Source organism: Paenibacillus sonchi, assembly GCF_016772475.1.
Taxonomy (GTDB): domain Bacteria; phylum Bacillota; class Bacilli; order Paenibacillales; family Paenibacillaceae; genus Paenibacillus_AQ; species Paenibacillus_AQ sonchi.
Genome location: NZ_CP068595.1, coordinates 6,647,332 through 6,661,541, shown reverse-complemented (window position 1 = coordinate 6,661,541; position 14,210 = coordinate 6,647,332). Strand labels below are relative to the sequence as shown.

General features: G+C 50.9%; 12 protein-coding genes and 1 pseudogene. 10 read left to right on the top strand and 3 right to left on the bottom strand.

The features are described 5' to 3' along the window. Positions 1-13: 13 nt before the first annotated feature. Positions 14-1,116 (bottom strand): annotated as a pseudogene (proB, locus tag JI735_RS29890) (glutamate 5-kinase). A 443-nt stretch (positions 1,117-1,559) separates the two neighbouring features. Between proB and JI735_RS29885 the strand changes: the two are divergent. After that, a complete protein-coding gene (locus tag JI735_RS29885) occupies positions 1,560-1,757 on the top strand; it encodes a hypothetical protein (RefSeq protein WP_020432805.1) in 198 nt (65 codons plus the stop codon). Positions 1,758-2,419: 662 nt separating this feature from the next. Here JI735_RS29885 and JI735_RS29880 read toward each other — a convergent pair. Both JI735_RS29880 and JI735_RS29875 read right to left on the bottom strand, forming a co-directional pair. Then, positions 2,420-3,331: a LysR family transcriptional regulator gene (locus tag JI735_RS29880; RefSeq protein WP_039837847.1), complete on the bottom strand. Its 912-nt coding sequence runs from the start codon at positions 3,329-3,331 to the stop codon at positions 2,420-2,422. A gap of 127 nt (positions 3,332-3,458) precedes the next feature. Further along, entirely contained in the window at positions 3,459-3,626 is a 168-nt protein-coding gene (locus tag JI735_RS29875) for a hypothetical protein (protein WP_157771448.1), read from the bottom strand. A 237-nt stretch (positions 3,627-3,863) separates the two neighbouring features. Here JI735_RS29875 and leuC point away from each other — a divergent pair, with 237 nt between their 5' ends. The 9 genes from leuC to JI735_RS29830 all read left to right on the top strand — a co-directional run bounded on the left by leuC (position 3,864) and on the right by JI735_RS29830 (position 13,993). Further along, complete coding sequence (gene leuC, locus JI735_RS29870; RefSeq protein ID WP_060866330.1) at positions 3,864-5,288, top strand: 3-isopropylmalate dehydratase large subunit; 1,425 nt, start codon at positions 3,864-3,866, stop codon at positions 5,286-5,288. Between the two features lie 27 nt (positions 5,289-5,315). Continuing rightward, positions 5,316-5,918, top strand: a complete 603-nt coding sequence (gene leuD / locus JI735_RS29865) for a 3-isopropylmalate dehydratase small subunit (protein WP_202676720.1) — start codon at positions 5,316-5,318, stop codon at positions 5,916-5,918. Between the two features lie 177 nt (positions 5,919-6,095). Continuing rightward, positions 6,096-7,667, top strand: a complete 1,572-nt coding sequence (locus JI735_RS29860) for an N-acetylmuramoyl-L-alanine amidase family protein (protein ID WP_202676719.1) — start codon at positions 6,096-6,098, stop codon at positions 7,665-7,667. A gap of 161 nt (positions 7,668-7,828) precedes the next feature. Then, the gene (locus JI735_RS29855; RefSeq protein WP_039837854.1) at positions 7,829-9,268 is read left to right on the top strand and encodes an N-acetylmuramoyl-L-alanine amidase family protein; all 1,440 of its coding nucleotides are present in this window, start codon (positions 7,829-7,831) and stop codon (positions 9,266-9,268) included. 108 nt (positions 9,269-9,376) lie between these two features. Next, the gene (locus JI735_RS29850) at positions 9,377-10,042 is read left to right on the top strand and encodes a GerMN domain-containing protein (RefSeq protein WP_202676718.1); all 666 of its coding nucleotides are present in this window, start codon (positions 9,377-9,379) and stop codon (positions 10,040-10,042) included. Positions 10,043-10,122: 80 nt separating this feature from the next. Next, positions 10,123-12,321, top strand: a complete 2,199-nt coding sequence (locus tag JI735_RS29845; protein WP_202676717.1) for an S-layer homology domain-containing protein — start codon at positions 10,123-10,125, stop codon at positions 12,319-12,321. Positions 12,322-12,338: 17 nt separating this feature from the next. After that, positions 12,339-12,875 (top strand): hypothetical protein, encoded by a 537-nt coding sequence (locus tag JI735_RS29840; protein ID WP_233476119.1) that lies wholly within the window; start codon positions 12,339-12,341, stop codon positions 12,873-12,875. A gap of 135 nt (positions 12,876-13,010) precedes the next feature. Beyond that, positions 13,011-13,682, top strand: coding sequence for an endonuclease III (gene nth, locus JI735_RS29835; protein ID WP_039837859.1), 672 nt, complete (start codon positions 13,011-13,013; stop codon positions 13,680-13,682). A gap of 44 nt (positions 13,683-13,726) precedes the next feature. Further along, the gene (locus JI735_RS29830; protein WP_020432793.1) at positions 13,727-13,993 is read left to right on the top strand and encodes a hypothetical protein; all 267 of its coding nucleotides are present in this window, start codon (positions 13,727-13,729) and stop codon (positions 13,991-13,993) included. The last annotated feature ends 217 nt before the right edge of the window (positions 13,994-14,210 follow it).

Sequence of the window (14,210 nt, the reverse complement as noted above, 5' to 3'; positions counted from 1 at the left end):
CCTAAAAGATTTGTTAGCGCAACGTAATCCATTCATCACGGTGGATGACCTCCAGCCGGTGAACCTCGCCCAGCTTCGGCACAATCTGACTGCTGGGCAGCCCCTGGATCGTGCGCAGCTGGGAGTCGTCGTAATTCACAATTCCCCGCCCGAGCAGCCTGGCGTCGGGACCAAGGACCTCTACCACATCACCGGAATGAAAGCTGCCTTCGATCCGCTTAACCCCAACCGGCAGCAGGCTGTGCCCGCCATGGAGCAGCGCTTCTACTGCACCTTCATCTACATACAGGGAGCCCAGCGGGGTGGACATGAAGCCGAGCCACTGTTTCTTAACCGGCAGGGAAGAGAGCGTGGTGTCAAAATAGGTACCTTTGCCGGTGCCTGCCGCTGCCAGCTGCAAATCGCCGGGTTCGGTTGCTCTGCCTACAAAGACGGGGACTCCGCCGCGTGTGGCGATTTTGGCCGCATCGATCTTGGAGCGCATGCCGCCAGTGCCTACACTGGAGCCTGCTCCCCGGCAATGGCATAAATCTCCGGGGTAATCTCCTCAACACGCTCATACCGCGTGGCTTCCCGATGCTTGCGCGGATCTCCGCTGTACAAGCCGTCCATATCCGTCAGAACGAGAAGATGGGAAGCTTTCAGAAGATTGGCCACCAGCGCGGACAAGGTGTCGTTATCACCGAATTTCAGCTCATCTACCGAAACGGTATCATTTTCGTTGAATATGGGCACAGCTCCCTGCCGGAGCAGCTCTTCTACCGTCATTACAGCATTATTCATGGCCCGTCGGCTGCAAAAGTCGGTCCTTGTCAGCAGGATCTGCGCGGTAGGAATGCCATATTCCGCAAAAGCCTCCTGATAAGCCTGCATCAGCATCACCTGGCCCACCGCTGCCGCCGCCTGCTTCTCATGCAGCAGCTTGGGACGTGCGGGATATCCGATGCCCCGGAATCCGGCAGCTACAGCTCCGGAGGTAACCAGCAGCACTTCACATCCGTCCTTCTGCAGCCCGGCGATTTCAGCGGCAAAGAAAGCAACCGCTTCACGGTTCAGCCCGCCTTCAGGTCCGGTAAGCGAGCTGCTGCCGATTTTGACCACGATTCTTGTCGTCAATGTCATTCACTTCCTTCTTGATTTTACAATATTTCACGCTGAAAATGACAAAAAGCCCCCATCCTTAGACTTAGCAAAGGACGAAAGCTTGTTAACTTCCGCGGTACCACCTTCATTGATGAGGGTTCATCCGACTTCATTCTCATAACGGGAGTTTCCGTCCTGCCGGGGCAGGCCGCTCGGGGGTAGGAATTCCGAATGGACAACCGCGGTGAATTCTTCCAGCCTGCCGGAATTCACTCTCTGAGCGCGGATAATCGTCTATTCGTACTGGTCCCGTCTGCACGTTTCACTGTTTGACATTTAGAATACCATGGAGTAGTCAGGTTTGCAAAGAGTCCCGGCGGTAATATTTTTTCCAGGAGCGCGGCGGTGAATCTGATGTTTATCCTTTGGGGGATGGGGTAAAATACTTATAATCTGTTACCAGGAGGTGGATAGACTTGGGTAAGAACAACAACGTCCAGCAGGAACAGAAGCGAAATTCCATAGAAGCGGCCGAGGTTCAAAACAAGGCGATGCGGGAATTTGTTGAGGAGAACACCGTGGATTCACGCACAAAAGGTCTGGTCGACGAGAGCACAGCCCGGTTGTCCGATGATCAGAACCGCCTGATCACACAGCATAATCTGCGTAAATAAGCAGCAGGCCGAAACGGCTGCGGAGCTCTCGGCAAGAGGCGTTCCGTTTCAATGAGAAACAGTAAGAACCGTTATAGCTCCCGGTATGTAAAGCTTCATTTATTTGAAAAGCCCTTCCAGCCACATAGGTGAGCCGGAAGGGCTTTACTTATAACAGGAAATTATTCAATACCAAAAATGTGGACAACCTGGAAGTTTAGCAGTGTAAATAAGAAGCCTGGGTTCCCCTTAGGGGTTAACCCTCGAAAATCTTGCACGGAATACAACAAAGTGTGTCCTAAGCAGACCGAATGGATGAACATCTTGTACGTTATACAACAATCCTTGTCCTAAGCACGCTAAATGGACAAAAATCGTGCGAATGATACAACAATGTGGGCCTGACTTTACCTAATGGCCGAAAATCCTGTATGTTGTACAACAAATGCGGATCTCATAACCTCCAAATACCTTTGGACGAATTTATAGCGGAACAACGGCAAAATTACCGTTGTTGGAGCGGCGAAGGCCGGTTTACCTGAAAACAACGGCAGAAATACCGTTGTTGGAGCGTCGAGGCTGTCCTTATAAGGACGGCACAGCCCCTTCTACTTGTAGAGAAGGCGTTTTGGCGAAAACACAACCTTATCGGGCTGTTTCGGACTCGATCATAAAATCACATGCTACTCTACGGAAAGACCTTTGACCGTCGTTCTGAACGTTTCCATAAAAGCCTCCGCTGCGTGGGATAAATAGCGGCCCCTCCGGTAGGCCACAACCAGTGTACGGCTGGGCACCGGATCGGCCAGCGGCAGGTATACAGGAACAAATTCACTGCGCGGCGCCCGGGCGATAAAATGGGGAACCAGCGTCACACCCATTCCGGTAGCAACGAGCGATTGAACCGTCTCCATATTATTGCTCTCAAAGACAATACGCGGCTCAAATCCGGCTGCACGGCATAATTCCACGGTCATTTTACGGAAGCCCTGGCCTTCCTTAAGGACAATAAACGGTTCATCGCTTAATTCCTCCAAGGCAGTGCGAATCCCTGAGGCGCTTCGCGAAGCGAGGGGATGCTCTGGAGGGACGGCAAGGTCAATCCGCTCTTCTCCCAGCACCTCGTAAGCAAGTGTAGGGATCTCCAGCGGCAGAGAAAGCAGGCTCAGGTCGGTCTGGCCGCTGGCGGTGAGCTTTTCCAGGTTCATGGAGGAATCCTCCAGCAGGGTAATTTCAACCTCGGCATATTTACTTTTGAATACGGGAAGTACATGCGGGAGCAGATGGGCACCGGTGATGGGCATGCTTCCTACAACTACACGCCCTGTCCGCAGCTGGGAAATATCCGACATCTCCTGGCGCAGCAGCTCCACGGCATCAATAATCGTCTGGGCCTGCTCCACAAACTTCTCCCCGGCGTGCGTAAGTTCTACTGAGCTGGTGTTGCGCTGGAACAGGAGGACACCCAGCTCTTTTTCCAGTTTTGAAAGCTGCTGGCTGAGTGAAGGCTGGGCGATATGCAGTTTGTCCGCTGCCCGGGAAAAATTCCGCTCTGCCGCAATTTGCAGGGCATATTGCAACTGTCTGAGTTCCATAAACAGATTCCTCACCTTTAAATAGTATGTCGCTTATAAGTATAACCTATAAATATTGTTATTAATATAGGTGGTATTACCAAGAAGGATGAGCCAGAAACACGACAGCCGATGCTCAAGCCAAAGGTTATCCATTGCCTGCAACTGCAATTCCGGAAAAGCTTCTGGCTCCTAAAGTGACGCCATAATTTGTAGTAACGCTAATGATATAGCGGATTTGGCCTGCGAGCACATCGGCAGCGGGAGGGAAATCAACGGCCGTAATACCGGCCATCTCATACGTCAGCTCTGTCATCGCCTGAGATGCAGGCTTTTGATAGACAGTAGTAAAGATCTGGGTTGAATTTCGGAAGATTGCTTGGACCATTTTTAATAAAAAATGAAGGACAGGCTTGCTGCTTATAGGCCAAACCTATGACTTTTATAGAAATCATATCTTGGAATTATAAACACCGCGATGTTATATTTAGATCATTCAAGAGAGACTCCACTTTCTCTTCCAATGAACGATTCTACTTTATGAGGTGAAGACATGGGCAACAAGACAATGTTTGAAAAGATTTGGGACAATCACGTAATCCATCAGGAGGAAGGCAAGCCAAGCATCATTTACATCGATCTGCATCTGGTGCATGAGGTCACATCCCCGCAGGCTTTTGAAGGACTTCGCCTCAGCGGCCGCAAGGTGCGCCGTCCGGGCCTTACTTTTGCAACTATGGATCATAACGTTCCCACCAAGGACCGTTACAATATTACCGATCCTATCTCCAAGCAGCAGATTGATACATTGTCGCAGAACTGCCGCGATTTTGGCGTGAAATTGTTCGATCTGAACGATATTGACCAAGGTGTAGTCCATGTTATGGGTCCGGAAATCGGCTTGACTCATCCCGGCAAAACCATCGTCTGCGGCGACAGCCATACATCTACACATGGCGCATTCGGCGCGCTGGCATTCGGGATCGGCACCAGTGAGGTTGAGCATGTGCTGGCGACCCAGTGTCTGCAGCAGTCCAAGGCCAAAACGATGGAAGTCCGTTTCACGGGCAAACGCAATCCCGGCGTAACAGCCAAGGATATGATTCTTGGTGTTATCGCCAAGTATGGCACCGATTTTGCAACAGGTTATGTTATTGAATATACCGGCGAAGCCATCCGTGAGCTGTCGATGGAAGAACGCATGACGGTCTGCAACATGTCGATTGAAGGCGGGGCAAGAGCAGGGCTGATCGCTCCGGATGAGACTACCTTCAACTATCTGCGCGGACGCCAGTATGTGCCGCAGGGCGCAGCCTATGAAGCTGCGGTTGAAACCTGGAAGGAGCTTGTCAGCGACGAAGGCGCCCAGTATGATACCGTTGTTGAATTTGATGTGGAAACGTTGATTCCGCAGGTAACCTGGGGAACCAGCCCGGGTATGGGTACGGATATTACCTCCACTGTGCCGAACCCGGCGGATTTCACGACGGAGAACGAACGCAAGGCGGCTGAAAAAGCGCTTGAATATATGGACCTGGTACCGGGAACGCCGATTTCCGAAATCGGTATTGACTATGTCTTCATCGGCTCCTGCACGAATGGACGCATTGAAGATCTCCGTGCTGCGGCTGAGGTAGCCAAGGGCCATAAGGTATCGGATAAGGTTACGGCAATTGTGGTTCCGGGCTCGGGACGCGTGAAGCTGCAGGCCGAGAAGGAAGGGCTTGACAAAGTATTTACTGAAGCAGGTTTTGAATGGCGCGAAGCGGGCTGCAGCATGTGCCTGGCCATGAACCCGGATGTCCTGCAGCCTGGACAGCGCTGCGCATCCACCTCGAACCGGAACTTTGAAGGACGTCAGGGGCGCGGCGGACGCACGCATCTGGTATCTCCTGCCATGGCGGCTGCGGCTGCGATCAAAGGCCATTTTACCGATGTCCGCGACTGGAACTACAAGGCGGAAGCCGTCAACGCATAGAACTTGAGAGAGCAGGAGGAACTAATCATGGAAGCATTCAAAAAATTAACCGGAATCGTTGCCCCGGTAGACCGGGTAAATGTAGATACGGACGCTATTATCCCTAAGCAATTTTTGAAACGGATTGAACGCACGGGCTTTGGACAATTTTTGTTCTACGAATGGCGTTTTGACGAAGCCGGAAATGACAATGCTGCGTTTGAAATGAACAAACCCCGCTATAAAGGGGCTTCGATTCTGATCTCGCGGGCCAATTTCGGCTGTGGCTCCTCACGTGAGCACGCGCCTTGGGCCATTATGGATTACGGCTTCCGGGTCGTCATTGCCCCTTCGTATGCCGATATTTTCTACAATAACTGCTTCAAAAACGGGATTTTGCCGATTAAACTGTCGGAATCCCAGGTAGATGAGCTGTTCAAACGCACAGCAGAGCACGATGGCTACAAATTGACAGTGGATCTGGAAAATAACCTGCTGAGCGATGATCATGGACTCAGTATTACCTTTGAGCTGGATGAGCACCGCCGCCAATTCCTGCTGCAGGGTCTGGATGATATCGGGCTGACGCTTCAGCATGCGGACGAAATCGCCGCCTACGAGGAACGCCACGCTGCCAAGCTGTTTGGGTAAGAAAAGTCAACATAAAAACTTTACAAGATTTACACAAAACTTCTATTTCCGGGTGTCGGAAATAGAAGTTTTTTTGCTATAATCGATATATTCATTGCCCGAGAAGGCAACTTTTGGAGATTTCTGTCGTCTTAATCTTATCTAAGCATCTAACATTTGCCAGAAGGAGAGGAAAGGATGAGAAGAGCCGGACAACGAGTGCTATTTCTATTGCTGCTGCCACTGCTACTGCTATCATTCGCCGGCCATGAAGCCGCAGCTGCCGGGAACAGCGCGGGCAGAATTGTTATGGACAACAGGGAGCTGGAAATCCCCAAGGGAATCACATTAGAGAATGTAAATGGAAGCGTTATGATTCCCATCCGGGTAGTTGTTGAGAATCTGGGATTTGAGGTGCTCTGGGAGCAGAAGTCCCGCAAAGTAACGGTCCAGCAGGACGGCAAGAGTGTACAACTGGCTGTAGGCAGCAAAACGGCCGATGCCGATGGAGTTACACTGGCACTGAATGCGGCACCGAAGCAGACGGGCGGAACGGTATTGGTGCCTATCCGTTTTGTCAGTGAGCAGTTCGGGCTGAAGGTGGGCTGGGACAACAGTGACAAGACCGTCTACCTGAGCGGCGGGGCCGCCGACAGCACAGCAGCTCCAAGCAGTCCCCAGCCTTCTGCTGCACCGGACCCGACAGCTGTACCGGAGCCAACCTCTGTTCCGGCAGACAGCCAAGGGACAGATGGAGATATTGTAACCGGAGTGACAGCACCTACTCCTACGCCGATTCCTGGCAGTGCAGGTACGGCTGCCGGTTCGCCGCAGGTCATGGGTGCGGTGTTCAGCGAGAACCGGCTGATCATCTCTGTGGCAGGGGCAGCTAAGCCTAATGTGACCCAAATGGGCAGCCCGGACCGGATTGTCATTGATTTTCCTGGCGCTGTCTTTGCCCCCGATTTTGCTGGCAGCTTTCCGGGAGTGTCCACCAGCGGAAGCCCTCAGGGCAAGCTCGATGTCAGCGGATATCCGCTGGTTACCGAAGTGCGTTACGCGCTCTTCAGTGTGAGTCCGCCCACCGCCAGATTTGTAATCCAGACCGTTGGCAGCCAGCCTTACCAGGTGAGTAAGGATGATAGTACAGGACTGGTAACCGTTGACTTGAACGTTGTAAGCAGCGGAACACCTCCCACAGGGGGGACAGGACTCAGCGGCAAACCGGTAGTCGTACTTGACGCCGGTCATGGCGGCACACAATCCGGAGCCGTCAGTCTTACAGGCAAGCTCGAAAAAAACTTCAACCTCGCTGTGATTCAAAAGACGGGCGCACTGCTGATGCAGGCAGGACTGGTTGACGTAGTATTCACCCGCACAGAGGACGTTACACTTGGACTTCAGGAGCGTGTAAACATTGCGGAAAGGGCGAAGGCCAATCTGTTTGTATCCGTCCATGGCAACTCTTTGCCTGCAGATTACCCGAACAGGAATAAAGTTAATGGGAGCGAGACTTATTATTCACGGGCGGAAAGCCTGCCGCTTGCCCAGATCATGCACAAACACCTGGTAGCGGCGACGGGGTTCAAGGACAACGGAATAAGAAGTAAAAGTCTGCATGTCACGAGAGAAACCAGCATGCCGGCAGTGCTTCTGGAGGTAGGTTACCTTACTAATCCGGGAAATGAATCGGCTATGTACAGTGAACAGCTTCAGGACAGTCTGGCCCGGGAAATTGTTGCCGGAATTATGGAATATCTCGGCTTGTAACGGGGCTCTACCGGATGATGCAAGAGAGGAAATAGGTTTGGATATGGTATATATTCGCAACTTTTAAGGAAACCCGGCGTCTAATCATTGTCGAAGGCTGTCAGGCAGACTGGCATCATGAACGCTTTTTTGGGCGGAATACTAGATTCTTGAGGTGAAGAATGAAGAAATTTGCTTTTATGCTGTTGCTGCTGCTCTTTGTAGTTGTTCTGCCGGGGCAAGGACATGCCGCTGGCGTGAGCAACAAGATTTTTCTCGATGGCAAGGAGCTGACGGCAGGACTAGACGTTCCAGTTGAAAATGTGAACAACTCCATTATGGTGCCGCTAAGAATGATTGCCGAGAACCTGGGTTACCAGGTGAATTGGGATCAGAAGAGCAAGACGGTTACAATTGAACAGCAAGGCAAGACCATCAAGCTGATTGTCGATCAGACTGCGGCTTCCGTCGACGACAAGACTGTAGTACTTACGACAGCGCCGCTGCTTAGGAGCGACACGACGTTAGTACCGATCCGGTTTATCGGTGAACAGTTTGGCCTGAAGGTTACCTGGGACAACACAACCAAGGTTGTAAATCTTATTACCCCGGAAATTCCCGACAGCACCAGCAATACGGGAGAAAGTTCCGGAGACGGCGGGACAAGCGTAGTCGTGCCTCCGGTGGATACAACGGCAAATCTAACCATGGTCAATGGCGTCAGCTTTAGTGAAAACCGGCTGACCATTGCAATGGATGGGAATTCGCAGCCAGTGGTATCCAAAGTAACCGGGCCGGACCGCATTGTCATTGATCTTCCGAATGCCACGTTCTCAGATGTATTCGGAACGGGGCAGGTGCTGAGTCCGGATCTGAACGGCTCGCTTGCCGTAACAGATTATCCGGATGTTTCAGGAGTGCGCTACTCGCTTTACAGCACTAATCCGTACACCGTTCGGTTTGTGATTGATTTGAATTATGCCAAGAATTATAGTGTTAATGTATCGGGAGATGTCTCCAAGCTTGTCGTCGTGGATTTGAATGCGGCAAGCACTGACGACCCTGCCACCTTGCCCGGGAACAACGGACGTAAGCTTGTGGTGCTGGATGCGGGGCATGGCGCCAAGGATTCCGGGGCAGTCGGGGTTACAGGCAAATACGAGAAAAACTTCAATCTGGCCGTTGTCCTTAAGGCGGCTGCACTGCTGAAGCAGGAAAACAAGGTTGACGTCGTGCTTACCCGCAGCGATGATACTTTCCTGGAATTGAAGGAACGGGCAGGAATGGCCAATAATCTCAAAGCCGACCTGTTTATATCCGTTCATGCGAACAGTGGATCATCATCTGCGGCCAGCGGCTCGGAAACCTATTATCAGCGGGCGGCAAGCAAGGCTCTGGCGAATGTAATGCATAAGTATCTGGTCCAAGCTACCGGATTAAGCGACAGGGGAGTTCGTTACGGCAACTTTCATGTGATTCGGGAGACTACGATGCCTGCCGTGTTGCTGGAGGTCGGCTATCTGAGCAATAAGGGAGACGAAGCCCTGTTGTTCTCAGAAGATCTGCAGAACAAGGTAGCCGCTGGCATGGTCGCCGGCATTAAGGAATATCTCAAATTATAGCAGCAGCCAAGCGGCACAGCAGGGCCGCAAAGTCAGCTTGGGCCTCAGCAGGTCAAAAAGGCTTTGCGGCCCTGTCTGCCCATATTCATCCAGAGGGGGTAATTGTTGATGAACAAGAAATTGACATATGCAGGTATTGCAGCTTTGCTTCTGCTTGTGATATCCGGCTGCGGAGATAAACCTACAGCAGCTCCAGCCAATGAACAAGGTCAGGATTCCACAACGGTTGTCAATGGCGCAGGCAGCAATGAAGGAGGAGAGGACGCTACGGCTACCGCTACTGCAACGGCATCCCCATCTGCATCCGCCCAGCCGACAGCAGAACCTACTGCCTCCCCTGCAGCTACAGAGCAGCCGACAGCACCAGCCAAAAAGAGCCAGAGCATTTCTGTGTATTATACGGATCCTCAGCAAATGGAGCTGGTTTCTGCCAAGACCGATATAAGCTATGCAGATGCTGTGGAGAAATACAGTGAGGCATATAAATCGCTGCAGAGCAGCAGCAATCCTGATCAAGTGCCTTTATGGGGAAAAATTGAGCTTAAATCGCTTAAATTCACTGACGGGCAGATTATTATGGATATCCATAAGCCGGATGAGGCACAGCTTGGGGCAGGCGGCGAAGCTTTTGCCATCAGCGCGCTGGCCCAAACCCTCTTTCAATTCGATGAAGTGAAGAGTGTTGAGGTTCTACTGGACGGTGAGCAGGTGGAAAGTCTCATGGGCCATGTGGATCTGGAACATCCGCTTACCAGAGAGAACAGCGGTTTGTAAGGGAAATGCAGGAATAGGCTTGCTGACTGGCGAAGTACTACAGTCTATCTAAATTGATCCATAGAGAGGGGAATAACCTATTGTCCGGGCAAAAAAGGTCAAAACGTTTAATTCATACTTACTCCAGCAAAGCGGCAGCCGCAATTCTGGCCGGCACGATGGTGCTCGGCGGAGCAGGTGCGGCTTTTGCTGCAACTGCTGCACCGGCAGCAACCTCTGGAGCAAATAATGGTTCTGCTCCAACAGCCGCGTCAGGAATTTTTACCGATGTAAAAAATGGCTTCTGGGCCGAAAAACATATCTATAAGCTGGCTTCTCAAGGAATTGTTGTAGGTAATAACGGTCTGTTCCGTCCTGGGGATTCCGTTACCCAGCAGGAAGCAGTGCTGATGGCGCTGCGTTTCATGAAGCTGCAAGGCAATGTCCAAAGCGATTCCGATGTAGTCTTTCCAACGGATTTCAAAGTAACCAACTATTATAAGCCTTATGTCGTGCTTGCTTTCCAGCAGGGGTTGCTGGACAAAGCGGCAGAAATGGCGCCTGATAACCTCAAAACCTCCTGGGGAGAACGTAAAGCCAGCCGTGAATGGGTAGCAGAGCTCCTGATCCGGGCACTCGGCAAAACTACGGAAGCCGCTGTTGTATCGGGCAAACCTACCGGGTTCGCAGATGATGCGAAGGTTGCCGCCAATAAACGGGGATATATTAATGCTGCAGTAGGTCTGGGGCTGGCCAACGGTCTGGACGGCAACCGCTTTGATCCGCAGGGTGCTGTAACCCGGGCGCAATTGGCCACCTTCTTCAGCCGGGCAGAAGCACACAATACGCTGGATTATGACAACACTGTCAAAGGGACCATCAGCGCAATGCAGGACGGGAAATTAACGCTGTTCAACAATGGCAGCACATCTGTATTCAATGTAACCTACAGCACCGCCTACTTTACCAGTACGGTTGATACCAGAATTAATTTTAGCGATCTTAAGCCATATACCAAAGTGACTGTGATTGGAGCTACCTATAATGCCGCTTATGTAGAAGTGACAGATCCGGTCCAGCAGGTACAAACTATTGAAGGTGTATTTGCCAAAGTTACTCCAGGAACAATCTGGCTGGATTCTCCAACCGGATATGACCAGTACAGCTATGATGGAAGCACAGCCTTTGTGGATGTGAACGGTGCTGCCATTTCCGCCTCCTCGATTACCGCTGCCAGCAAGATTGCTCTGCTTCGGGAAACGTTCAGCGGTACGGGCAAGATCGTGAAAGTACAGGTGACCTCGGGAATTGTCAATAAAACGGCAAATGGAACCATTCAAAGTGTAGATAATGCAGCAAAGAGTATTACGTTCAAAACAGCAGAGGGTGCAACTGAAACCTTCAAATGGGAGGATGGCACGACCCTGTTCAGTTCGCAAAATGCAGTGCTGCTGCCGGCTGATCTGAAGGCGGGGGCTGCCGTCAAGTATACAGTCAAAGATAATCTGATCCGGACAGTGGAAGTAACATCCGGTGTGGAACGTACTGTCCAGGGAGCGATTACTGAACTGACAAACTCAACGATTGTTTACAAAAAGGCTGATGGTACACGTGAAGTGAATCTGCTTGGCACCTCGCCAGCCGTCATCATTCCCGGCGTTGCCTCACCGGGCATCGGAGATCTGGTCGCTGATGCAACGGCAGGAGACAATGTACAGCTCACCTTGAACAGCAGTGACCAGGTGACCAAAATTGAAGTTTTAAGCCGGCAGATCAGCCAGTTCACCGGTGCAACAGTGGTTGATTACAGTGCAAAAACCCAGCTTCTGACTGTTACGGACAGCAGCGGCAAAGCACAATTGGTAAAGATCGATGCGAATACGAAGCTTGCTTATGATGGAGCTACGACCACTTCTCTGGCTAATATGGGTTACAGACTTGCGGAAGGCCGCAAAGTGGATGTAGTAGCTGCAGGCCAGCGCGCATTATCTGTGGAAACAAGCACCAAATATGACGGCACTTTGACCGCTGTTAATGTGGCGAACAGAACGATCACACTGAAGCTTGCCAATGCACAGCAGGTTACATTGCCTTATCCGCAGTCGGTGGAAATCTTCGGTCGTACTTCTTCGACCATTACAGATGTAGCACTTGACAGTGCAGTAACTGCGGTTCTTGCGGATAATCAGAGCGGGGTATCGGTTCTCCGTGTAAACTCATCCATGCAATTGGAGATTGCTACTCTGGATGCAACAGCAAATAAGCTGGGAGTGAAATGGACGGGGGAACCACAGTACTGAATACTTACACACTGCCTATGACAGATGAAAGCGGAAAAAGCATCAAGATCGGTGATTTGAAGGTGGGGGATTTTGTGAATATCACCTTTAATGGAAGTGCGCCGCTTGCTCTCCGGGCGGTAAAACTTAATTCAGGCCAACTGACCGCAGTAGATGCGGCTGCCGGAACATTTACCTTGAAGGATTACAAAGGCGGTGCACAGACGTTCTCAGCGGCTGGCGGGGTCAAAATTATCCGTGACGGTTCTACAACCACATCACTGGGTTCACTGACCACAGCTGACCGTGTGGAAGTACGCAAGGATTCGGACGGGTCGACAATTATCCGTGTACTCAGCCAGCAGAGCCGTGTATTCTGGCGTTACGAGAGTGGAACAAATGAGATTCTGGTAAAACGCGCAAGTGCTTCCGATAGTAATTACCGCTTTGTTCCGGGTCCGAATGTATATATTCATCAAGGCGACACGACTTTACCCGTGCAATCTCTCAAAGAAAATGATAAAATTATAATGTATTTCAATAATAATATTCTTGTTGAGATTGCGAAACAATAAGAGCTTGGTGATTTTCCGCGTGAAACACCGTCTTGATTCAGGCGTTTGTCCTGCTTCAAGACGTTTTTTTTGAAATATTTACAATCGAGAAGTTGCACCCGTGCTGGCGGGGTAACAATCCGTGGAGGGGACACTATGAAAGCTGCAGAGGTCCGCCACATCCTGGATACCATCGGTGAGCTATTTCCTGATGCGCATTGTGAGCTGAACCACAGCAACGCTTTTGAATTGACGATCGCCGTGCTGCTCTCAGCCCAGTGTACGGACGCAACAGTGAACAAAGTCACCGAGGACCTGTTTCAAAAGTACAAAACTCCGCTCGATTACATTTCTGTACCCATCGAGGAACTGGAGAGTGACATCCGGCGTATCGGATTATACCGCAATAAGGCGAAGCATATTCAAAGTCTGTGCTCCATCCTGATAGAGCAGTATGGCGGCGAGGTGCCGCAGGCCCACGACTTGCTGGTAACCCTGCCGGGTGTCGGGCGAAAGACCGCCAATGTGGTTGTTTCCAACGCTTTTGGAGTTCCGGCTATTGCAGTGGATACCCATGTCGAGCGGGTAGCCAAAAGGCTGGCCCTTGCGGGCTGGAAGGATTCCGTGCTGGAAGTGGAAAAGAAGCTGATGAAGGCGGTGCCGCGTGACGAGTGGACACTCACGCACCACCGGCTGATCTTTTTCGGACGTTATCACTGCAAAGCCCAGAATCCCAAGTGTCAGGTATGCCCGCTGCTGGATGTCTGCCGGGAAGGCAAGAAACGTATGAAAACTGCTGTAATCAGGAAAGCTAAGAGTCATACGTGAACAATTAGTTAAGAGTTAGAGATGAAGAAGAGGATGGGATAGAGATGAAGTGCATTTCTGTATATACCGATAATTTTGAAGCTTTTTCCGATATTTTTGAACGTGTAGTTGAAAGTCCGCTGGAGGAAAATGAAGAGCAGGAAGTGGAAGGCATCACAATCAGCCACTCCGGCGATGTGCCTGAGCACTATCTGGAACGTATGTCTCAAAAACCTGAAGTTGTAGTGATGAGAGACAAATCCCGTGGCCTGACGATTCTTCAGCATGGCAAAGTATTCGAAATTTTGCTGCCTGTTCTGGAAACTGCCTGATTAGTCAGCTTGGTGGACAATAGAGATAGCGATATGTGATGTGAAAAAGCCGGCCCTTGGGCCGGCTTTTTCTGAAAAGAATTTATTTGTTTTGGGGGAAGCGAAGCTTACCCCTAATTTAATTGTATTAGAAAATTATACAGTGTAAAAAATATGGATATCTTGGGTCCGTTAGTCCTGCGGAATAGCCGAATCTTCTATCCATAACGGCTGCGAA

Bases quoted from the DNA above. Each gene is read 5' to 3' on its own strand.
- JI735_RS29880 (WP_039837847.1), bottom strand. From the start codon at position 3,331: ATGGAACTCAGACAGTTGCAATATGCCCTGCAAATTGCGGCAGAGCGG.
- JI735_RS29875 (WP_157771448.1), bottom strand. From the start codon at position 3,626: ATGACAGAGCTGACGTATGAGATGGCCGGTATTACGGCCGTTGATTTC.
- leuC (WP_060866330.1), top strand. From the start codon at position 3,864: ATGGGCAACAAGACAATGTTTGAAAAGATTTGGGACAATCACGTAATC.
- leuD (WP_202676720.1), top strand. From the start codon at position 5,316: ATGGAAGCATTCAAAAAATTAACCGGAATCGTTGCCCCGGTAGACCGG.
- JI735_RS29860 (WP_202676719.1), top strand. From the start codon at position 6,096: ATGAGAAGAGCCGGACAACGAGTGCTATTTCTATTGCTGCTGCCACTG.
- JI735_RS29855 (WP_039837854.1), top strand. From the start codon at position 7,829: ATGAAGAAATTTGCTTTTATGCTGTTGCTGCTGCTCTTTGTAGTTGTT.
- JI735_RS29850 (WP_202676718.1), top strand. From the start codon at position 9,377: ATGAACAAGAAATTGACATATGCAGGTATTGCAGCTTTGCTTCTGCTT.
- JI735_RS29840 (WP_233476119.1), top strand. From the start codon at position 12,339: ATGACAGATGAAAGCGGAAAAAGCATCAAGATCGGTGATTTGAAGGTG.
- nth (WP_039837859.1), top strand. From the start codon at position 13,011: ATGAAAGCTGCAGAGGTCCGCCACATCCTGGATACCATCGGTGAGCTA.
- JI735_RS29830 (WP_020432793.1), top strand. From the start codon at position 13,727: ATGAAGTGCATTTCTGTATATACCGATAATTTTGAAGCTTTTTCCGAT.